This is a genomic window from Paractinoplanes durhamensis, from assembly GCF_016862175.1.
Lineage (GTDB): Bacteria > Actinomycetota > Actinomycetes > Mycobacteriales > Micromonosporaceae > Actinoplanes > Actinoplanes durhamensis.
Window position 1 is genome coordinate 66,744 of the sequence record NZ_BOML01000064.1, and the last position, 20,914, is coordinate 87,657.

General features: G+C 71.0%; 20 protein-coding genes. 12 read left to right on the top strand and 8 right to left on the bottom strand.

From position 1 onward, the window contains the following. The first annotated feature begins 35 nt into the window (after positions 1-35). A complete protein-coding gene (locus Adu01nite_RS39160) occupies positions 36-668 on the top strand; it encodes a TetR/AcrR family transcriptional regulator (protein WP_203734391.1) in 633 nt (210 codons plus the stop codon). Further along, positions 665-1,102 (top strand): acyl-CoA thioesterase, encoded by a 438-nt coding sequence (locus tag Adu01nite_RS39165; RefSeq protein ID WP_203734392.1) that lies wholly within the window; start codon positions 665-667, stop codon positions 1,100-1,102. The genes Adu01nite_RS39160 and Adu01nite_RS39165 overlap by 4 nt, the downstream gene beginning before the upstream one ends. 102 nt (positions 1,103-1,204) lie before the next feature. Here the strand turns inward: Adu01nite_RS39165 and Adu01nite_RS39170 are convergent, their stop codons facing one another. Continuing rightward, on the bottom strand, positions 1,205-2,275 hold the full coding sequence (locus tag Adu01nite_RS39170) for a hypothetical protein (RefSeq protein WP_203734393.1): 1,071 nt from the start codon (positions 2,273-2,275) through the stop codon (positions 1,205-1,207). Between the two features lie 419 nt (positions 2,276-2,694). Beyond that, entirely contained in the window at positions 2,695-2,979 is a 285-nt protein-coding gene (locus Adu01nite_RS39175; RefSeq protein WP_239133042.1) for a diguanylate cyclase domain-containing protein, read from the bottom strand. Between the two features lie 15 nt (positions 2,980-2,994). Between Adu01nite_RS39175 and Adu01nite_RS39180 the strand changes: the two genes are divergently transcribed. Then, positions 2,995-3,183 carry an Lrp/AsnC ligand binding domain-containing protein gene (locus Adu01nite_RS39180; RefSeq protein WP_203734394.1) on the top strand — a complete coding sequence of 63 codons (189 nt, stop codon included), beginning with the start codon at positions 2,995-2,997 and terminating at the stop codon, positions 3,181-3,183. On the opposite strand, the gene Adu01nite_RS39185 is transcribed toward Adu01nite_RS39180, so the two are convergent. Beyond that, positions 3,165-4,040, bottom strand: a complete 876-nt coding sequence (locus tag Adu01nite_RS39185) for an RNA polymerase subunit sigma-70 (protein WP_203734395.1) — start codon at positions 4,038-4,040, stop codon at positions 3,165-3,167. The genes Adu01nite_RS39180 and Adu01nite_RS39185 overlap by 19 nt on opposite strands. Here Adu01nite_RS39185 and Adu01nite_RS39190 point away from each other — a divergent pair. Next, positions 3,981-4,454, top strand: coding sequence for a nuclear transport factor 2 family protein (locus Adu01nite_RS39190; RefSeq protein ID WP_239133043.1), 474 nt, complete (start codon positions 3,981-3,983; stop codon positions 4,452-4,454). The two genes, Adu01nite_RS39185 and Adu01nite_RS39190, sit on opposite strands and share 60 nt — an antisense overlap. A gap of 10 nt (positions 4,455-4,464) precedes the next feature. Further along, complete coding sequence (locus Adu01nite_RS39195) at positions 4,465-6,093, top strand: CocE/NonD family hydrolase (protein ID WP_203734396.1); 1,629 nt, start codon at positions 4,465-4,467, stop codon at positions 6,091-6,093. Here the strand turns inward: Adu01nite_RS39195 and Adu01nite_RS39200 are convergent. Next, complete coding sequence (locus tag Adu01nite_RS39200; protein WP_203734397.1) at positions 6,090-7,604, bottom strand: catalase; 1,515 nt, start codon at positions 7,602-7,604, stop codon at positions 6,090-6,092. The genes Adu01nite_RS39195 and Adu01nite_RS39200 overlap by 4 nt on opposite strands. Positions 7,605-7,735: 131 nt before the next feature. Between Adu01nite_RS39200 and Adu01nite_RS39205 the strand changes: the two genes are divergently transcribed. Both Adu01nite_RS39205 and Adu01nite_RS39210 read left to right on the top strand, forming a co-directional pair. Continuing rightward, complete coding sequence (locus Adu01nite_RS39205; RefSeq protein ID WP_203734398.1) at positions 7,736-10,630, top strand: toll/interleukin-1 receptor domain-containing protein; 2,895 nt, start codon at positions 7,736-7,738, stop codon at positions 10,628-10,630. A gap of 16 nt (positions 10,631-10,646) precedes the next feature. Further along, positions 10,647-11,390 (top strand): hypothetical protein, encoded by a 744-nt coding sequence (locus tag Adu01nite_RS39210; RefSeq protein ID WP_203734399.1) that lies wholly within the window; start codon positions 10,647-10,649, stop codon positions 11,388-11,390. 5 nt (positions 11,391-11,395) lie between these two features. Here the strand turns inward: Adu01nite_RS39210 and Adu01nite_RS39215 are convergent, their stop codons facing one another. Continuing rightward, complete coding sequence (locus Adu01nite_RS39215; RefSeq protein ID WP_203734400.1) at positions 11,396-12,142, bottom strand: hypothetical protein; 747 nt, start codon at positions 12,140-12,142, stop codon at positions 11,396-11,398. Further along, on the bottom strand, positions 12,135-12,647 hold the full coding sequence (locus Adu01nite_RS39220) for a SigE family RNA polymerase sigma factor (RefSeq protein WP_203734401.1): 513 nt from the start codon (positions 12,645-12,647) through the stop codon (positions 12,135-12,137). The genes Adu01nite_RS39215 and Adu01nite_RS39220 overlap by 8 nt, the downstream gene beginning before the upstream one ends. Positions 12,648-12,930: 283 nt before the next feature. Here Adu01nite_RS39220 and thrS point away from each other — a divergent pair, with 283 nt between their 5' ends. Both thrS and Adu01nite_RS39230 read left to right on the top strand, forming a co-directional pair. Next, on the top strand, positions 12,931-14,907 hold the full coding sequence (gene thrS / locus Adu01nite_RS39225; RefSeq protein ID WP_239133044.1) for a threonine--tRNA ligase: 1,977 nt from the start codon (positions 12,931-12,933) through the stop codon (positions 14,905-14,907). Between the two features lie 40 nt (positions 14,908-14,947). Further along, on the top strand, positions 14,948-16,549 hold the full coding sequence (locus Adu01nite_RS39230; RefSeq protein ID WP_203734402.1) for a peptide-N4-asparagine amidase: 1,602 nt from the start codon (positions 14,948-14,950) through the stop codon (positions 16,547-16,549). Here Adu01nite_RS39230 and Adu01nite_RS39235 read toward each other — a convergent pair. Beyond that, positions 16,462-17,181: a nicotinamide mononucleotide transporter family protein gene (locus Adu01nite_RS39235; RefSeq protein ID WP_203734403.1), complete on the bottom strand. Its 720-nt coding sequence runs from the start codon at positions 17,179-17,181 to the stop codon at positions 16,462-16,464. The genes Adu01nite_RS39230 and Adu01nite_RS39235 overlap by 88 nt on opposite strands. A 43-nt stretch (positions 17,182-17,224) precedes the next feature. Here Adu01nite_RS39235 and Adu01nite_RS39240 point away from each other — a divergent pair, with 43 nt between their 5' ends. Both Adu01nite_RS39240 and Adu01nite_RS39245 read left to right on the top strand, forming a co-directional pair. After that, positions 17,225-18,223, top strand: coding sequence for a magnesium transporter CorA family protein (locus Adu01nite_RS39240; protein ID WP_239133045.1), 999 nt, complete (start codon positions 17,225-17,227; stop codon positions 18,221-18,223). Between the two features lie 43 nt (positions 18,224-18,266). Then, a complete protein-coding gene (locus tag Adu01nite_RS39245) occupies positions 18,267-18,920 on the top strand; it encodes an ABC transporter ATP-binding protein (protein WP_203734405.1) in 654 nt (217 codons plus the stop codon). Positions 18,921-18,924: 4 nt separating this feature from the next. Here the strand turns inward: Adu01nite_RS39245 and Adu01nite_RS39250 are convergent, their stop codons facing one another. Continuing rightward, positions 18,925-19,767: an ABC transporter ATP-binding protein gene (locus tag Adu01nite_RS39250; protein WP_203734406.1), complete on the bottom strand. Its 843-nt coding sequence runs from the start codon at positions 19,765-19,767 to the stop codon at positions 18,925-18,927. A gap of 155 nt (positions 19,768-19,922) precedes the next feature. Between Adu01nite_RS39250 and Adu01nite_RS39255 the strand changes: the two genes are divergently transcribed. Continuing rightward, positions 19,923-20,861 (top strand): ribose-phosphate diphosphokinase, encoded by a 939-nt coding sequence (locus Adu01nite_RS39255; RefSeq protein WP_203734407.1) that lies wholly within the window; start codon positions 19,923-19,925, stop codon positions 20,859-20,861. Positions 20,862-20,914 lie beyond the last annotated feature (53 nt).

The window sequence follows — 20,914 nt, forward strand, 5'->3', positions numbered from 1 at the left end:
TTACGAACGGTCGGTCGTTTTGTAGCGTCGGGGGCATGACCGAGGACGGCCGACTCCTGCGTGGCGAGCGCACCCGCACCGCCGTGCTCGATCGCGCCCTGCCGCTGGCCACCACCGCCGGGCTCGACGGGCTCTCCCTCGGGCAGCTCGCCGACACGCTCGGCATCAGCAAGTCCGGGCTGTTCGCGCACTGGCGGTCCAAGGAAGCGCTGCAACTCGCGGTCATCGACCACGCCCGGCAGCAGTGGACCGACGAGGTGATCCGGCCCGGGATGGCGGCGCCCCGCGGGGTGCGGCGGCTGTGGGCCGTGCACGACCGGCGGCTGTCCTTCTACGAATCGGTGCGGCTGCCCGGCGGCTGCTTCTTCGCCAACGCCAACTTCGAGTACAACGCCCGGCCCGGCGTCATCCGCGACCGCTTGGCCGCCGAGCTGACCGACTGGATGACCTTCCTGACCCGGCTCGCCACCGACGCGATCGACGTCGGCGACCTGCGGCCGGGCACCGATGCGGCCGGGCTCGCCTACGAGACGGAGTCGCTGGGGGTGTGCGCCGTCATGCAGGCGCCGGTCCTCGGGCCCGTCACCTTCCGGCACGCGCGGCACGCCCTGCACGAGCACCTGCGGGTGCTCGCCACCGACCCGACGATCCTGACGGAGCTGACATGACCGCAGCAACAGTGGAATACGGGTACGCGGCCCGCGTGCCGGTGCACTTCGACGACCTGGACGCCCTCGGCGTGCTGCACAACGCCCGCTACGCCGTCCTGATCGAACGCGCGATGATCAATTGGTGGGCCGAACGGGGCGTCTCGTTCGCCGGCGGCCGGCCGACGACCCCGGACGCCTTCAACGTCGTCCGCGAGTACGCGATCACCTTCCACGCGCCGGTCCGCGGCACCGGCGACATCGCGGTCCACTTCTGGCTCGACAGGCTGGGCAGCAGCAGCGCCGCCTACGGGTTCCGGTTCACGTCCCTCGACGGGGCGACCGTGCACGCCGAGGGTCGCCGGGTGAACGTGCGGCTCGACCCCGCGACGATGCGGCCCGCGCCGTGGACCGACGAGGGCCGCAAGCTGGCCGAGACGCTGCTGCGGGGCTGAGCCGCCCCGGCCGGCTGGGGTACAGCTGACCGGAGTGCGGCCCGCCGGAGTCCGGGCGCGCGGTGGTTGGTTTCCGCGTCGCCCGGAGCGCTTCGGCGTTTATCAGCTCTCAGAGACGCCGGTGCCGGTGGTCTCCGCACCGGCGGCCGGCGCGGTCACGTCGGGCTCGGCCACGACGGGCTCAGTGGCGACGGGCTCAGCCACGACGGGTTCGGTTGCGACGGGCTCAGCCACGACGGGTTCGGTTGCGACGGGTTCGGTTGCGACGGGCTCGGTTACGGCGGGTTCGGCGGTGACCGGCTCAGCGGCGACCGGCTCAGTTGCGACGGGTTCGGCGGCGACCGGCTCGGTTACGGCGGGCTCAGCGGCGACCGGCTCAGCGGCGACGGGCTCGGTTACGGCGGGCTCAGCGGCGACCGGCTCAGTTACGGCGGGCTCGGTAGCGACGGGCTCAGTGGCCACGGGCTCAGCGGCGACCGGCTCGGTCAAGGCGGGCTCAGTGGCGGTGGGCTCGACGCTCGGCGTTTCGGCCGCGGGTTCGGTCGTCGTGACCGGTTCCGTAACGGGTTCGATGGTCACGGTCGGCTCGGTGGCGGGTTCCGTGACCGTGACCGGCTCGGCGGCGGGCTCGACCGGCTCCGCGGCCGGCTCGGTGACCGTGACCGGCTCGGTGACGGGTTCGGTGGTCGCGGTCGGCTCCGTGGTTGGTTCGGTGGCCGGCGTCGGCTCAGCGGCCGGGGTGGTGGGCTCGGTCGTGGGAGTCGGCGTGCTGCCGGTCCCATCGGCGGGGCTGGGCACGCCAGGTTCGGGCACGCCAGGGCCGGGCTGACCAGGGCCGGGCTGACCAGGGCCGGGCTGACCAGGGCCGGGCTGACCAGGGCCGGGCTGGCCGGGGCTGTGGTGACCGGGGTGGGCCGGGCCGGGGTGGGCGCCGCTCTTCACTACGTGGTCGACCACGCGGAGCAGCCAATCGTCGTCGCCGAGGGCGATGACCAGGACGTGGTTGGGGTTCAGCGGCATGCCGCTGGTCGGGCCCCACGCCCATGCCGAGACGGTGGTCACCGCCTGATCGGGGGGAGGGGTCGGCTCGTCGGCCAGGGCCGGTGCGGCGCCCAGCGCCATTCCGGCCAGAATCCCGCCCGCGACGAACAGATTCCGCGTTGCCTTCTTCATTCTCCAGGCCTTTTCTCTCGGTTGGCATCACGCGGACACGAGAGGTCGATTCACGACAATGGACACACGGTGCCTCATCTGCGCGGATGCCGATCGCAAGCTAGTTCGTGAACAAGGCCAAGTGCAGCATGCAGCCTCTGATCAACTCAGTGGGTCAGCGGAATTGCTGCACGTGTGACAAATGAATCGGTGGGGAATATCTGGGCTCGCGAAACGAGAGAAATGAAACAACCGAAATGCCGTGATCGACATTTCGGGAAATGGTATTTCGCGGGCGGGAGCCGGCGGAGCGCCGTCCGCAGGCGAGAGTCCCCGCTCCACGGACCGCTAAACCTGCCGGCAGCGAACGGCCGGGGCGGCCGGCGAAGCAGCAACCAACCGCTGGCGGCGGCGGAAGGTCGCGCCGGCACCCGCTAGAGCTAGACGGCCGCCGGCTCCCGGTAGCGCTCGATCGTGCCTTTGCCGACGGCCTTGGCGGCGTACATCGCGATGTCGGCCTGCCGCAGCAACTCGCCCAGGTTGCCGGCGCCGGTGGTGATGCCGATGCTGCCGCCCACCGTGACCTGCTCGCCCTGGGTGTCGATCGGCTCGGCGAGGGTCTGCATGGCGATCATCTCGGCGCCGCGTTCGTGGAAGGCGGACGTCCCGGACAGCACTTTCGTCTCGCAGGTGCCGCGGAAGCCCGTCTCGCACGAGGAGGGCACGTCGGCCCCGGCGAGATGCCGGAGATTACCTACGTCTCGACCGTCCTGGGCCGCCTGGACGTCTGCGCCGAGGTGCTGACCACCGACAACGCCGCCCTGTGGGCCTTCCTCAACGAGAAGGTGGCCCGGATCGAGGGCGTCCGCAGCACCGAGACCACCCCGATCCTGAAGGTGCACAAGCTGCGCTACGCGACGCCCTCGTAAAGGAAGCGGGTCAGCGCCGCGACCCGATCGCCGCGCGGGGTGAGCACCAGCAGGCCGGCCGGGGCGTCGTCGAGGAAACAGGCGAACGCGGGCTGCCGGTTCGCTCGCGCCGGCTCCAGGCGGAGAGCGTATTGCCAGGTCGGGCTGGCGGTGAGGAACCCGGCGATGGCGTCGTGACCGTGATATTCGTGCGGCGCCGGCGGCATCGCGAGCCAGGCGTCGTCGGTCAGCAGGGCCAGGAGCGCGGGCAGGTCGCGGCCCGCGAAAGCCCGGGCGAAACGGTCGGTCAGGCCGTCGTCCCCGACCGGGGTGGCGGCGTCGGATTTTGCCGAGCGGGCTCGCTGGAGAAGGCCCTTCACCACCGTCGGGGTCACGTCGAGCAACTCGGCCGTCTCGTCGGTGGTGTAGCCGAGCACGTCGCGCAGGATCAGCGTGGCCGCCTGGCGGGGCGGCATCCGCTGCAGGCCGGCCACGAACGCCAGCGAGATCGCCTCGCGCATCTCGTAGCGGGCCTCGGGACCGGGCGCCGCGTCCGGCACGCCGTCGAGGAGGTCGTCGGGGTAGGGCTGGAGCCAGGTCACCTCGCCCCGACGCGACGGCGCCGGCGGTTCGAACGGCGGCACCGGCGCCTTCGGGGCGCTCCGCCGGGCGTTCAGGCAGCGCCGCGTCGCGATCGTGTAGAGCCAGGTGCGCAGCGACGACCGGCCCTCGAAACCGTCCAGCCCGCGCCACGCGGCCAGCAGCGTCTCCTGCAGCGCGTCCTCGGCGTCGGTGCGCGAGCCCAGCATCCGGTAGCAGTGCAGCAGCAGCTCGCGCCGGTGCGGCGCGACGAGGTCGGCGAACGCGTGATCGTCCACCGGCCGATCCTGGCACGCCGTTCCGTTTGCGCCGGTGCCGGTGTCTGCATCGATATGACACCTCTGGAGACCGCTCTCGCCTGTCACCGCGCCTGGACCGCCAAGGACCTGGACGCGGCGATGGCCTGTATCGCCGATGACATCGTGTGCGACGCCCCGGCCGGCCGGATCGAGGGCAAAGCCGCCTACCGCGCCTTCCTCGAACCGTTCGCCCTCTCGCTCGTCGGCACCGAGCTGCTTGCCGCCTTCGGCGACGAGGAAAAGGCCCTGCTCATGTACGACACGTCGAGCGCGCTGGTGGCGAGCGCGCCCGGGGCCGAGTGCGTGACGGTGGTGGACGGCCGGATCACCTACAGCCGGTTCCTGTTCGATCGACTGCCGTTCCATCTGGCGCGCGGTGGTGGTCAGGGCTGATGATCACAGGGTGACGCTCCTCGACCGCGTGGTCTCCCGCATGTTCAAGCTGCCCGGAGCCGTCGGCGGTTACCGCGTCGACCGGGAGTTGCGGATCCCGATGAGCGACGGCGTCACCCTCGCCGCCCACCACTACACGCCCGAGGGTTCGCCGGCCGGGACGATCCTGGTCCGCGGGCCCTACGGGTTGGGCGCGCCGTTCGACCTGCTCTACGCCCGGCCCTACGCGGCCCGCGGCTACCACGTGCTGTTCGTGGCCAGCCGCGGGACCGCGGCCTCCGGCGGCGACTTCGACCCGATGCGCACCGAGCTGGCCGACGGGCGCGACGTCGCCGCGTGGATGGTCGGGCAGCCGTGGTTCACCGGGAAGTTCGCCACGGTCGGGCCGTCCTACCTGGGTTTCACCCAGTGGGGGCTGCTCGTCGACCCGCCCGCCGAGATGGCCGCCGCGGTCATCACGGTCGGGCCGCACGACTTCGCCCGGCACGCGTGGGGCACCGGCGCCATGAACCTCGACCTGGTCGGGTGGAGCGACATGATGAACCGGCTGCCGCGCGACGACAAGCAGCCGAGCCTGCTGTGGGGGCAGCTCAGCCAGGCGATCACCGCCCCGGCCCGGGCCCGGGCGCTGCAGCCGGTCTTCACCGACCTGCCGATCGCCGACGCGGGGGAGCGGCACTACGCGGGCGGGGCGCGCTGGTTCCGCGACCGGGTCACCCGGCCGGACATCGACACCGACCCCTATTGGGAGCCGATGCGCTTCGGGGCCGCGCTGGAGAAGGCGGAGATCCCGATCCTGCTGCACTCCGGCTGGCAGGACCTGTTCCTCAACCAGACCTACGAGCAGTACCAGCGGCTGCGCGCCCTCGGCCGGGACGTCGCGCTCACCGTCGGGCCGTGGACCCACCGCGGGGTGATCCAGAACGGCGGGCCGATCCTGATTCCGGAGGCGCTCGACTGGCTCGGGGCGAAGCTGGCGGGCCGGCCGTTGGCGCGTCGGACCCCCGTACACCTGCAGGTAACCGGTGCTCACGAGTGGCGTGACCTGGCCGACTGGCCGCCACCCACCACCCCGCTCGTTCTTCGTCCGCATGCGGACGCGGCGCTCGGCGAGGCTCCGGCCGAGCCCGACGCCGAGGCCAGCTTCACGTTCGATCCGGCCGATCCGACGCCGGCCTTCGGCGGACCGCTGCTCGAGGGCGGCGGTTATGTCGACGACAACCATCTGGCTGCCCGGCCGGACGTGCTCGCGTTCACCGGTGCTCCGCTGGCCGAGGCGATCGAGGTGCACGGGGTGCCGGTGGCCGAGCTGGCGCACCGCAGCGACAACCCGCACGTCGACGTGTTCGTGCGGATCAGCGAGGTCGACGCGACCGGCCACTCGCGCAACGTGTGCGAGGGCTACCGCCGCCTCGACCCGGCGCGTGACCAGGACGTACCCATCGAAGTGAAGCTGTCGCCGGTCGCCCACCGCTTCGCCGCCGGCTCCCGGATCCGGTTGCTCATCGCCGGCGGCTGCTATCCGCAGTTCACCCGCAACCTGGGCACCGACGAGAACCCGGGCACCGGCACCAAGCTCGTGCCCGCCCGGCACCGGGTCCTCCTCGGTCCGTCCACTCTGGTCCTGCCGGTCGCCTAGGCTTTCGCCTGCATGCTGGACCGGGCCTTGTTGCCCTGCTCAGCGGCCTTCGGGTCCTTCTCGTTCTGCTTCGCCCGCACGCCCTCGGCGATCTTCTCGCCGAGCGACTTGTCGACGTTGCCCCAGTAGTCGAAGGCGCGCTCCAGGATCGGTTCGCTGACGCCGTTGAGCAGGTGGCCGACGATGTTGGTGACCAGGCGATCGCGGGCCGCGTCGTCGAGCACCTCGCGGTAGAGCGTGCCGGCCTGGCCCCAGTCGTCGTCCTCGGCGTGCAGCGTGTAGGCCGACCGGACCATCTCGCCGTCCGAGTGCCAGGTGCCGCCGTCGTCGGTCAGCGCCGGGTCGGCCTTCGGGCCGCCGTAGGAGTTGGGCGCGTACACCGGGTCGGTGACGTTCTTGACCCGCATCGCCCCGTCCTTGGAGTAGGAGTTCACCTCGACCTTGGGCGTGTTGACCGGAATCTGCCGGTAGTTGACGCCGAGCCGGGCCCGGTGCGCGTCCGAGTAGCTGAACCCGCGGGCCAGCAGCATCTTGTCCGGCGAGAGGCCGGTGCCGGCCACCGTGTTGTTCGGCTCGAACGCGGCCTGCTCCATCTCGGTGTGGTAGTCGGTGACGTTCCGGTCGAGGACGAGCTTGCCGACCTCGCGCAGCGGGTAGTCGGCGTGCGGCCACACCTTGGTCAGGTCGAACGGGTTGAAGCGATAGGTCTTCGCCTCCTCGAACGGCATGATCTGCACGTGCAGGGTCCAGGTCGGGAACTCGCCGTCGGCGATGTGGTCGAACAGGTCCCGCTGGTGGTAGTCGGTGTCGGCCGAGGCCATCTGGTCGCCCTCGTCCTGGGTGAAGAACTCGACGCCCTGATCGGTCTTGAAGTGGTATTTCACCCAGAACCGCTCGCCGGCCGCGTTGATCCACATGTAGGTGTGGCTGCCGTAGCCGTTCATGTGCCGCCAGGTCCGCGGGATGCCCCGGTCACCCATCAGCCAGGTCACCTGGTGCGCCGACTCGGGCGACAGGGTCCAGAAGTCCCACTGCATGTCGTGGTCGCGCAGGTTGTTGTCGGACCGGCGCTTCTGCGAGCGGATGAAGTGCTGGAACTTCATCGGGTCGCGGATGAAGAAGACCGGCGTGTTGTTGCCGACGATGTCGAGGTTGCCCTCGGCGGTGTAGAGCTTCACCGCGAAACCGCGCGGGTCCCGCCAGGTGTCCGGGCTGCCCCGCTCGCCGGCGACGGTGGAGAAGCGGACCAGCGACTCGGTCTCCCCGCCGGGCTGGAACACGGCGGCCCGGGTGAAGGCACTCACGTCCTGGGTCACCCGGAAATGGCCGAACGCGCCGCCGCCCTTGGCGTGCGGCTGCCGCTCCGGGATGCGTTCGCGGTTGAAGTTGGCCATCTGCTCGATCAGATAGTGATCCTGAAGCAGGAGCGGGCCGTCCGGCCCGACCGTCAGCGAGTGTTCATCGCTGGCGACCGGCACGCCGGCGTCGGTGGTGGTGGGCCGCGTTGTCACATCGGCTCCTTACGGTCGGGGACGTCGTTGTCACCGGTCGGGTACCCGGCTTTCCTGGAGCCACTCCAAATTTTTGGCACCTATTGGACAGGGCCCTTGTCCCCGGGACGAATGTCCGGTTCGGTGATCAAATGCAGTCGTGGGCGTACCACGCGTTCATCTCCTACAGCCACGCCCGCGAGCTATCCGTCGCCGAGGCCCTGCAACGGGACCTGAGGCGGTTCGCCGTCCCGTGGTATAGGCATCGCCTCGCCCCGTTCACCGACTCACCGGGCCCGCCGCACCGCCCGCTGCGGATCTTCCGGGACACCACCAACCTGTCCGCCGCCCCCGGGCTGTGGCCGACCATCGAGGCGGCGCTCGCCTCGGCCCGCTGGTTCGTGCTGATCGCCTCGCCCGAGTCGGCCGCCTCGCCCTGGGTGCGCAAGGAGATCGAGTGGTGGCTGGCCAACCGCAGCCCGGACCGGATGCTCATCGCGGTCACCGCCGGGCAGGTGGTCTGGGGCGACGGTGACTTCGACTGGTCGGTGACCGACGCGCTGCCGCGCGGGCCGGTCGAGGGGAAGTTCGCGCACGAACCGCGCTGGATCGACCTGCGCTCGCTGCAGGAGGACCTCGGGGACGCGGTCGCCGACCTCGCGGCGCCGATCCGCGGCCTCGACAAGGACACCATCACCGGCGACCACCTGCGGCAGCGGCGCCGGGCCCGGTGGACGCTGCGCGGCGCGGTCGCCGTGCTCAGCGCCGCGGTGCTGGCCACCACCGCGGCCGCGGTGATCGCCACCCGGCAGCGCGCGATCGCCGAGGACCAGCGCAACACCGCGGTCGCCAACCAGCTGGTCAACGAGTCCCGGTCGGTGCAGGACAGCCAGCCCGGCCTGGCCCGGCAGCTGCTCGCCGCGGCGTACCGGCTCAAGTCGACGCCGCAGGTCACCGGTGCCCTCGCGGCCGGGGCGGCGATCCCGCAGGAGCTGCGGGTGGCCGCCGACCGCTTCGCCTTCCGGGCCGACGGGCAGGTCCTGGCCACCGCGGGCCGCACGCTGCGCCTCTACGACCCGGCGACGCTGGCCCTGCTCGCCGAGCGGCCGCTCGACGGGAAATCGGTGAACGCCGTGGTCTTCGGCCCGGCGCCCGGCCACCTGCTGGCCGTCGCCGACGGCGCGGACGTGCTGCTCTGGGACGTCCGCGATTCCGGCAACCCGGTCGCGGCCGGCCGGATGGTCACCGGCGGCGGGGAGGTGGTGCTCGGGGTCGCGTTCGCGCCGGACGGCAAGCGGATCACCATCACCAGCCGGGGCGGCGAACTGCAGAACTGGGACATCAGCGACCCGAGCCTGCCGGTGCCGCAGGGCGGGCTGCCGCTCCCGCTGCGCCTGGCCCGCTACCGGGCCGAGTACCAGCCGGGCGGGCACGTCATCGCGGTCGCGCCGGCGCAGCTGTACAACGCCGAGAAGGTCCCGGATCACGTCGCCGTCATCGCCTCCCCGAACCCCACCCCGCTACTGCTGTTCGATGCGCGCGACCCGGGCCGGGTCCTGCCGTTGCGCGCCGCGACCGGCAAGGTCTACACGTTCGCCTATCTCCCCGACGGGCGGCTGGTCACCTCGGGCGAGGGCACGGTCCAGCTCTGGAAGGTGGCGAGCGACGGGACGCCGAGTGCGCCGGTCACGATGCCGGTGGCCGATCCGGGCGTCGCCGTGCGTAATCTCGCCACCGGGCCGGGCGGCCGGGTCGCGGGTATCGCCGAAGACGGTGCCGTTTACCTGTGGGACGCCGCGGGCTCCGCGCCGGTGCTCACTGCCCAGCTGAGGTTTACCCCAGCCAATTCCAAATGGCTTCCGGCCGGGCAGGCGACACCGCCTCTCGACCTCGGTTTCAGTAGCGACGGCAACCGATTCGGCCTTCTCACCCCGGGTGGCGACGCGCCCGACACGCTGCGGATCTACAACGTGCGGGACACCCGGCAACCCGGTGCGCGAGCCGTTGTCCCCGGCCGGGCGGTGGTCGGTCCGGACGGCACCCGCGCCGCCACCTTCGAGAAGGGGACGATCCGGCTGTGGGACACCACCGACCCGCTCGCCCCGCGCGAGCTGGCCACGGTCACCACTACGGTCAAGGTGATCGACGGCATGGCGGTCGCGCCGGACGGTCGCGCCCTCGCCGCGTATGCCGACCAGGAAGTCTGGGCGTTCGCCGTCGACGGGGCCGGCGGGTTACGCGAGACGGCCCGCTGGCACCTGGTCGACGGCACCGGCAGCTGCCCGCTGCCCGGCTACGAAAGCCTGCCGTGCGGGATCGATGCGAGCGCGATCACCTTCCTCGACGCCGGCACGGTGGCTGTCGGCGACCTGACCGGCCAGGTGTCGATCTTCGCGCTGAACCGACCGGATGGCGCCCTGGCCACCGTGCCGGTGACCGCGGGCTGGCCGGCCGACCTGCTCCCGCTCGCGGCCGGTGACAAACGACTCCTGGTGGTCGTCGGGCGCGGCGGGCTGAACGAGGTCTGGGACGTCACCGACCCGACTCGGGCGGTGAAACGCGCCGACCTGCCGGGCAGAGACAAGACGGCCGGCGACGCCGCGGCCGACCGGGACGGCCGCACGATCGCCCTGGTCTATCGGGACGGCACGGCGACGGTGTGGCGGGTGACCGCGGACGGGACGGCGCTGCACCACGTCGCCGACCGCACCGACACCGGTGACCTGACCGCGGTGGCGCTCGATCCGGCCGGCGATCGGGTCGCCTTCCTCGGCCGGGACCGCACGATCAGCGTCTTCGGGATCGGCGACGACTCCGTGACGTCTCAGCTGCTGATGCCGGTCGGCGCGGCCGTCGACGTGAACGCGTCGCTCAACTTCGTCGGCGGTGCGCTGTCGCTGACCACCGGGTCCGGCGCCACCGCCGTCTTTCCGCTCGATCCGGCGGCCAACGCCCGCGCGCTGTGCGTCGGCGCCGGGCCGCCGATGACCGAGTCGCAGTGGGAGCGGGTGGCGCCCGGCCTGCCGTTCCGTTCGCCGTGCACGTGACCCTGGGGAGGTTTCCATGCGTAAGCCCGTGGTGCTGCTCGCTCTCGTCGCCCTGATCGCCGGATGCAGCGACGACCCGCCCAAGGAGGACATCCCGATCGACCAGGTGGTCGTGCCCACCACCGCGTCGGCGGTGCCCACCACCGCGTCGGCGGTGCCCACCACGAGCGCCGCGCCGGCCGACTTCGCGCCGAAGGTCTCCGAGGGGGCGCTGCGGACCAAGGCGATCCCGCCGTCCGCGCTGCTCGGCTCGGATTGGAAGGGGCCGGCCAAGCTCAGCAAGGGCTTCCCGGCGATCGACAGATACGTGCAGAACTGCAGCCAGTCGAGCACCCTGAAGAGTCGGCACGAGAGCCTCAAGCCGCCGACCGGTGCCTACGGCTTCTACGACAACGTGGACGAGAACACGTCGCTCAACCAGGTCAGCACCGCGGCCGGGGTGGACACGATCGCCCGCGCCTCGGCGTTCCTCGACTTCCTGCGCACCGTGCCGCAGGCCTGCCCGACCGGGAAGGCGCTGGACAAGTTCCCGTACCGGCTGACCGCCGAGGACGGCACCGGCGGGGACGAGGAGCTGCGACTGCGGATGTCGATCACCCTGCCCGGCCCGGGCGAGCCGCTGGTGATCGACATGGGCTACGTCCGGACCGGCGGCCTCGTGATCAGCTTCTACGGCGAGTCCCGGCAGGTCGACGAGTACCTGCCGATCGCCACCGAGTTCGCCACCGGCAACCTGGCCGGCACCGTGGCCGGCGTCTGACCCGCTCAGCTCTTCGTGTAGCCGCCGGTCACGTGCGCCTTCTTGCCCGCGGCGGCGGTCGCGTCGTAGGAGTCGCCGGCCAGCGGGCGCGCGCCCGCGTGGTTGTACTGCGCGGCGAACGTGTAGCTGCCCGGGGCCAGGGTCGCCCCGGGCTTGAGCGTGAACCGGTAGACGAAGTCCTTCTTCGTGTTGCTCTCGGTCACGGTGACCATCGACTCGGGGACCGTGGTCCAGCGGCCGGTGGCGGCGAGCCCGGGCGTCCGCGCCACCCGGAGGGTGACGTCGAGCGCGGTGATCGTGCCGGTGGTGGCCAGGACCAGGTCGTTCTGCCCCCAGGTGTCGATCGAGTAGGGGTTGAGCTTGCCGGTCGCGGTGAGGAAGCGTTTCTGTTTGCGTGGGGAAGACGGCCGGGACGACGGCGAGGACGAGGTCGACGGCACCGAGTAGGCCGGTGTGGGCGCGGGCTCCGGTGAGGCGGCCACCTGGGGGGTGGGGGCGGGCTTCTGGCCGGCCAGGTTGATGCCGGTTATCCCGGCGACCAGCATCCCGGCCACCGCGACGGCGGCCGCCACCGGGCGCAGCACGTTCAGAGCCCGGCGCGGCCCCGGCGCGACCGGTCGAAACAACGCCACCAGCCGGTTCGGCGCCGTCCCGCGGCGCTCGTTGATCCGGCCGAGCATGGCCGCCCGATCGGGGAGGTGCCGCTCGGCCTCCTCGTGCAGCACGCCGCGGAGGTCATGGTCATCAGCCACGTGCTCCACCTCCTGTCGCTACCGGTAGGTCCTGCAGGTATTCGCTGAGTTGGGCGGCGCCCCGGGAGGTCTGGCTCTTGACCGCCCCCACCGAGATGCCGAGGATCTCCGCCACCTCGCGTTCCGGCACGTCGAACGCGTACCGGAGCACGACGCACTCGCGGCGGCGCAGCGGGAGCCGCCGCAGCGCCGCCCGCACGTCGAGCACCGCGGTGGTGTCCGACTCGTCGGTGCGGCGGAGCAGGCTCAGGCCCCGCAGCCCGAGCCGTTCCCGGCTCTGCTTCTTGATCCAGTGCCGGGCCAGGTTGGCGACGATGCCCCGGGCGTACGCGAGCGGACTGTCCGCCGCGGACACCCGCGACCAGTGCCGCCACACCTCGACGAACGCGTCGGCGGCCAGGTCGTCGGCCGCGCCGGTCTCGCCGGTGAGAAGGTAGGCAAGCCGGGACAAATCCGCGTGATGTCGGTCGAAGAAACGCCGGAAGGCGTTTTCGGTTTCGCTCACGCGGTTGTTCCCATCAAAGGTTCGGTCAGCCGATCATGCTCTTCTTTCGGTACGGGACGCGGCGGGCCACAGTTCGACCTTGAGGCCACCTGACCGGCCGACTCGTGGGAAGACCGGCCGGTCAGGCGGAGTCCATTCATCGGGGGGCGACAGGACTCGACCACACAGTGGCCGCCACGCCGGGAAAGGTTGCTCGCTCCTCGGAGAATTTTTCGGCCGGATAGCATCAGCAACGGCCCGCACCGCTTTTGGGCCGAAAAGCCGTCGTCGAAGGAGAATCACCGTGTCCGCCGCTCCACTGGTAATCCCGGCCGGAACCACGGCCTCCGATGCGGTGGCCAAGTCCGGCCTGCCCACCAGCGGGCCGAAGGCCGTCGTGGTGGTGCGTGACGCCGCCGGTCGTCTGCGCGACCTCGACTGGGCCCCGGAGCTGGACACCGACGTGACCCCGGTCGCGATCGACGAGCCGGACGGGCTCAACGTGCTGCGCCACTCGGCCGCGCACGTGCTCGCGCAGGCCGTGCAGGACGTCTTCCCCGACGCCAAGCTGGGCATCGGCCCGCCGATCACCGACGGCTTCTACTACGACTTCGACGTCGAGAAGCCGTTCCAGCCGGACGACCTGGCCAAGCTCGAGAAGCGCATGCAGGAGATCGTCAAGGCGGGCCAGACGTTCCGCCGCCGCGAGTATTCGTCCCTCGACGAGGCCAAGGTCGAGCTGGCGAACGAGCCGTTCAAGCTGGAACTGGTCGACATCAAGGGCGACGTCGACGAGGAAGCGAAGGCGACCGGCGCCGGCGAGCTGACCCACTACGACAACGTCGACAGGGACGGCAAGCGCGTCTGGGGCGACCTGTGCCGCGGCCCGCACCTGCCGTCGACCCGCTTCATCCCGGCGTTCAAGCTGATGCGGTCGGCCGCCGCCTACTGGCGCGGCAGCGAGAAGAACCCGCAGCTCCAGCGCATCTACGGGACGGCCTGGCCCTCCCGGGACGACCTGAAGGCGTACCTCAATCGCCTTGCCGAGGCCGAGCGCCGCGACCACCGCAAGCTGGGCACCGAGCTCGACCTGTTCTCCTTCCCCGATGAGATCGGCTCGGGTCTCGTGGTCTTCCACCCGAAGGGTGGGGTGATCAAGCGGGAGATGGAGGACTACGTCCGCGCCCGGCACATCGAGGAGGGCTTCCAGTACGTCGGGTCGCCGCACATCACCAAGGAGGGGCTGTTCCACACCTCCGGGCACCTGCCGTACTACAAGGACACGATGTTCCCCCCGATGGAACTCGAAGGGGCGAACTACTACCTCAAGGCGATGAACTGCCCGATGCACAACCTGATCTTCAGGTCGCGCGGGCGGTCCTACCGTGAGCTGCCGATGCGGCTGTTCGAGTTCGGCACGGTCTACCGCTACGAGAAGTCCGGCGTGGTGCACGGGCTGACCCGGGTGCGCGGCCTCACCCAGGACGACTCGCACTCCTACGTCACCACCGACCAGGCGCCCGGCGAGATCAAACACCTTCTTGCTTTCGTACGCTCGTTGCTCGACGACTTCGGCCTGGACGACTACTACCTGGAGCTGTCGACCCGCGACCCGAAGAGCGACAAGTTCATCGGCTCGGACGAGCAGTGGGCCGCGGCGACGAAGGTGCTCGAGGACGTAGCCACCGAGACCGGCCTCGACCTCGTGCTCGACCCGGGTGGCGCGGCCTTCTACGGCCCGAAGATCTCGGTGCAGGCGAAGGACGCGATCGGCCGCACCTGGCAGATGTCGACGATCCAGTACGACTTCAACCAGCCGGCCCGGTTCGGCCTCGAATACCAGGCTGCCGACGGCACCCGGCAGGAACCGGTCATGATCCACTCGGCGAAGTTCGGGTCGATCGAGCGGTTCTTCGGCGTGCTGGTCGAGCACTACGCGGGCGCGTTCCCGGCCTGGCTGGCGCCGGTGCAGGTGGTCGGCATCCCGATCCGCGACGACCACGCCGACTACCTGGCCGACTTCGTCGCCCGCCTGAAGAAGGAGGGCATCCGGGCCGAGGTCGACTACTCCACCGACCGGATGCAGAAGAAGATCCGCACCGCCCAGCAGCAGAAGATCCCGTTCATGGCGATCGCCGGCGACGACGACGTGGCCGCCGGCACGGTGTCCTTCCGCTACCGGGACGGCTCGCAGCGCAACGGCGTCTCGATCGACGAGGCCGTCGCGCACGTGGCCGAGATCGTCAGGTCGCGCACCAATGTGGGGCCGTCCGCGGCTTGATATATGGACGTCGATGCCCGGTAGTGGCAAGGTGATCTTTATGCGCAGATTGATCGCCATCGCTGCTGCCGGGCTCGTTCTGTTCGCCGGGTCGCCGGCGCAGGCGGCCGTCGTCCCGCCCGCCGAGTTCGGCACCGACTGGGACGATCCGCGCACGGCCGCGCCGCCGATCGTCGTGCCGCCGGGAAAATCGTGCTCCACCACGATCGTGGACCACGCGTTCGCCGGCTATGACACCTACGTCAACTCCTACACGCCGCCGTGCCGCGGGCCGTGGAGCAAGGTGGTTCTCCGCCTCGACGGCAACGTCAAGGGCCGGCAGTACGACCGGCTCGGCTGGCTGACGATCGGCGGGGTCGAGGTCTTCAAGACGTCCACGCCCGAGCCCTCGCCGGACGGCATCGCCTGGTCGGTCGAGAAGGACGTCACGTCCTACGCGGCCCTGCTGCGATCGCCGCAGCCGGTCAGCATGTACCTCGGCAACACGGTCGACGACACCTACACCGGCGTGCTGAACGTCCGCGTCTCGCTGACCTTCTACGCCGGCCCTGCCGCATCGGTTCCGGATGACGTGCTTCCCCTGGCCGATCAGGGGCGGGACGGCCCGGACCTTACCGGCACCGTGACGGTGCCGCGGAACACCGAGAAGCTGCTGGCCGAGGTCTACGCGACCGGCTCGGGCGGCGGCTGCGAGGAGTTCTGGTATCTCACCGCGCCGACCTCCACCGGCTATTCGTGCCCGGCCGACCCGGGCCCGTACCGCGAGGTCCAGGTGCTGCTCGACGGCCAGGTCGCCGGGATCGCCGCGCCGTTCCCGCACGTCTACACGGGCGGCTGGTCCAACCCCTTCCTCTGGTATGTCGTGCCCGCGCCCCGCGCCTTCGACATCCGCCCGATCACCTACGACCTGACCCCCTACCTGGGCCTGCTCACCGACGGCGCCGCCCATCGCGTCGCGGTCCGGGTGGTCGGCGTGCCGGCCGGGCAGTCCGGCTGGGACACCCCGGTCAACTTCCTGGGCCGGCGCGACCACGGCGCGACCCGGGTGACCGGCGGGCTGCTTTCCTCGGATGTGAAGCCGCTGGTCAACGAGGTCACGGCCGGTCCGGGGTCGGTGACGGCGCACGGTGGTCATTCCCTCCGCGCAACCGGCTATCTGCGCACCTCACATGGCGTCGTTTTGACGAGCGTCACCCAGCGGGTCGGCAACGACAGCACGCACACGTGGGGTGACGGCGAGAACCCGGACGCTCTGCGGGCGACCTGGACCGACGACGCGACCAGCGTGACCGGCGGCAAGGTCACGCACCTCGGCCAGCGCTTCGCGATCGACGGCTCGATCACCGTCGACGCCGACAACCGGCTGACCACGAAGATCCGGATGTCCGACGCCCGCGGCCCGGTCACCGACACGTTCACCGGCGAGGCGAGCTGGCTGCTCGGCGTGCCCCGCGACCAGCGCCACGCGACCGCCAGCACCGAGGAGCGCTACCGGATAGCCGGCCGCTACGACAAGACGATCAGGACAGCGAACGGGGCGGTCCTCCAAGCGCCCTACGCGGGCGCCAGGGCTGGGCTGCGGGTCTCCTCCTGGGAGATCCGCAGCCACACCACGAAACCCCAGATCACGAACGCTGCGTAGACGGCGTAGAGGATCGCTGACGGGTAGTAGCGGAAGTGCAGCAACTCGGGCACGCCGACCAGGTCGACGGCGATCCACGCCAGCCAGAACTCCACCCAGCCGCGGGCCATCGCGTAGGTGGCCAGCATCGAGCCCACGAAGATCCACGAGTCGGCCAGGTAATACCACCACGGCACCGGGAATCCGGCGCCGACGGCGCGGAAGACGAAGAAGCAGAGGACCACGGCGACCAGGGCGGCCGGGATGAAGAGGGCCCGCTGCTTCGCGGTCGCCCAGTGCGGGGTGACGGCGACCCCGTGCGTACGGGTCCGGTTGCGCCGCCACATGTACCAGCCGTACACGCTGGTGATGATGAAGAAGACCTGGCGGGAGGCCTGCCCGTAGAGCGGGGTGCCCTGGTCGTTGCCACTGTGCTCACCCAAGAAATTGGCCTGGCCCATGAAGACGGTGAACAGCAGCACGTTGCCGACGATCCCGATCGGCCACGCCCACGCGTTGCGCCGCAGGCCGAACAGGGCCGACCCGAGGCCGAACGCGTTCCCGACGATCTCCCGGTAGTAGATCGCCTGGTCGGCGGTTACCTGCCACTTGGCGTTGTAGAACGAGGTCAGCAGGTGATCGATCCAGGTCACGGCTCATCGTATGGCGGTGACGATCGTGGGGCATAGTGTGACGGTGATTGCCCCCACCTGCCCCGCCGAGACCCGCCTCTACGAGCACGGCCGGGTCATCGCCGAGGATTTTCCCGCCGACCAGGTGCACGAGAAACTCGCCGCTCACCCGCAGGCGGTGCTCTGGCTCGACCTCTACCGGCCGAGCGCGGCCGACCTGGCCGCGGTGGCCGAGGAGTTCCACCTGCACCCGCTGGCCGTCGAGGACGCCGCCGAGGAGCACGAACGGCCCAAGCTCGACCATTATCCCGAACACCTCTTCCTCAACGTGTACGCGGTGGACGTGTCCACCGACCCGGCCTATCCGCCGTTCGGCAAGACCGAGATCAGCGCGTTCGTCACCGACCGGGCGCTGATCACCGTCCGTAAGGCGCCGAGTGACACCGCCCGGTTCATCGAGCGCTGGGAATCCGACGCCGAGCTGGTCGAGTCGGGCGGGGTGGCGTTCCTGCTGCACGGCCTGCTCGACGTGGTGGTCGACGGGCACATCTCGGCCACCCAGGAGCTGGACGTGGCGATGGACGGCGTCGAGGACGTGCTGCTGGAGGAGGGCGGCGCGCCCCGCGACGTGCGGATGCGCGGGCTGCGGCTGCGCAAGACGGTGGCCGCGCTGCGCCGGGCGGTCGCGCCGATGCCGGAGCTGGTCGCCTCGGCCATGCGCAAGGACCTGGGCCTGGTCGACGACGACCTGGCGCCGTATTTCCGGGACGTCGAGGACCACGCGCGGCACGCGTTCGACCAGGTCGAGCACCTGCGCGACCGGATCGCGAGCCTGCTGCAGGCCGACCTGGCCGAGCAGGGCAACGTGCTCAACGACATCACCCGCAAGCTGGCCGCGTGGGCCGCGGTGATCGCCGTGCCGACCGCCCTGACCGGCTACTTCGGCCAGAACCTGCCCTACCCGGGTTACGCCAAGCCGTGGGGCTACATCGAGAGCATCGCGCTGATCCTCGTCTCGGCCGGCGGCCTCTGGCTCTACCTGCGCCGCCGCCATTGGCTGTAGCCTGCGCGCTGACCGGCTGGGCACTGCTGACGGGGGAATTCCAGTGAAGACGCTGACGGTCGACGGGGCCGACCTGGCCTGGAACGGTGACCGCCCGGTGCTGACCGGCGTCACGGTCACCGCCGCTCCCGGCGAGATCCTGGCCGTGACCGGCACCTCCGGCGCCGGCAAGACGACGCTGCTGAGCGCCATGGCCGGCCTGCTGCGCCCGGCCTCGGGCAAGGTCCAGGTCGACGGCGAGCCGCTGACCGACCGGGACCACGCGGTCGCCCTGAAGGTGGTGCTGATCCCGCAGGACAACGGCCTGGCCGCGATCCTGACCGCCGCCGAGAACATCTCGGTCGCGGTGATCGCCACCGGCGGCACTCCCGCCGAGGCCCGCCGCCGCACCGCCGAGTCGCTGGAGCCGCTGGGCCTGTCCGGCCAGGCCAACCAGCTGATCGAGGAGCTCTCCGGCGGCCAGCAGCAGCGCACCGCGATCGCCCGGGGCCTGGCCCTGCGCGGCGACATCCTGCTGGCCGACGAGATCACCAGCGAGCTGGACGCCGCCAACCGCCAGCGCGTGATGGAGCTGCTGCGCGCCGAGGCAACCCGGGGTGCCGCGGTCGTCTTCGCCACCCACGACCCGGAGGCCGCCGCGGCCTGCGACCGCGAGCTGCACCTGGCCGACGGCGAAGCGAGCTGGGCCCGCGCCTGAGGGCTTACGCCACGTGCTCGGTGCCGCCCGGGACCAGGGTCACCTCGCCGTCGATGTGCTGGACGGTGAAGAGCGTGCCGGGCGGGTAGCTGCCGAGCACCTCCGGGGGCAGCTGCACGGTGCCGTCGCCGGCCACCACCGCGAAGTCCTGGCCGTCGCGGCCCTCGGCGCCGACCCGGCCGTCGCGGATCGTCACCGCGCGGCCCAGCCGGGCGCCCACCTCGTTGTCGTGGGTGACCACCACGATCGTGGTCTGGCGCTCGGCGTTCACCGTCTCCATCGCGGCCAGCACCTCGTCGCGGCCGGCCGTGTCGAGCCGGCTCGTCGGCTCGTCGACCAGCAGCAGGCCCGGGCCGGTGGCGATGCCGACGGCCAGGGCGGCGCGCTGCCGGCCGCCCGGGGTCAGGTCGGAGAGGCGCTGGCGGCCCTGGCCGGGCAGGCCGACCAGGTCGAGGATGCGGTCGGGGTCGTCGAGCTTGATGCCGCGGGTGTGCGCGGCCCGCCGTTGCGCGAGCCAGATGTTGCGGTGCAGCGACGCGTACGGCAAGAGGTTGCGCGAAGCGCCCTGCAGGACCACGCCGATCTCGGTGCCGCGCAGCCGGGAGACCTCGCCGTCGGAGAGTTTGCCCATGTCGTAGGTGCCGATGTTGATGCGGCCGGCGGACGGCCGCATCAGCCCGGCGAGCAGCGCGATCAGCGTCGACTTGCCGGACCCGGACGGGCCGACCAGGGCGATCGTCTCGCCGGGTGCGATGGAGAGGTCGACCCCGGCGAGCGCCACCACGTCACCGGCCTCGGCCCGATAGATGTGCACCACCCGGCGGCAGGCCACGGCGAGTCCGTTCATGCGGTCACGCTAGCGAAATTCCGGCCACCCTGACGACCCGCGGCCGCGAACGACGATCTGCCGGTGCGGTGGCGGCACGGAGGTCGGATATCCCTGAAGGTGTCCGCGCAAGGTCGCTCGTAAGGGTCCGATGGCATGCTCTTAGGGTGGTTCTTGTGCGTGACATCGCCGTATTTACCGGATCCGCCCACCCTGAGCTCGCCACCGAGATCTGCCTCAACCTCGGCGTGCCGTTGATGCCCACCAAGACCTCCCGGTTCGCCAACGACTGCATCGAGGTGCAGCTGCAGGGCAACTGCCGGGAGAAGGACGTCTTCCTGATCCAGCCGCTGGTTCCGCCGACCCAGGAGAACCTGGTCGAGCTGCTGTTCATGCTCAACGCCGCGCGCGGCGCCAGCGCCGGCCGGATCACCGTGGTGCTGCCGCACTACGCGTACGCCCGCAGCGACAAGAAGGACGCCCCGCGCATCTCGATCGGCGGCCGCCTGGTGGCCGACCTGCTGACCACCGCCGGCGCCGACCGGGTGCTGGCGATGACCCTGCACTCGCCGCAGGTGCATGGCTTCTTCAACATCCCGGTCGACCACCTGCACGCGCTGCGCGAGCTGGCCCAGCACTTCCGCGGCTACGACCTGAGCAACACCGTGGTGGTCTCGCCCGACCTGGGCAACGCGAAGGAGGCGGCGGCGTTCGCCCGCCTGCTCGGCGTGGAGGTGGCGGCGGGGGCGAAGCAGCGTTTCGCCGACGACAAGGTGGTGATCAGTACGGTGATCGGCGACGTGGCCGGCCGCGACGTGATCGTGCTGGACGACGAGATCGCCAAGGGCAGCACGGTGTTCGAGCTGCTCGCCCGGCTGCGCGAGCGGAACGTGCGCAGCGTCCGGGTGGCCTGCACGCACGGCCTGTTCTCCGGCGATGCGGTCAAGCGGCTCTCCGAGGAGGAGGACATCCTGGAGATCGTCTGCACCAACACGGTGCCGATCCCGGCGGAGAGTCACACGGAGAAGCTGACCGTGCTGTCGGTGGCGCCGGCGCTCGCCGAGGCGATGCGCCGCATCCACAACGGTGAGTCGGTCAGCGCGCTGTTCGCCTGACGCTTGACGTTAAATGAGCGGGGGACGGGGAGGGCGTCCCGACCCCCGCTCCA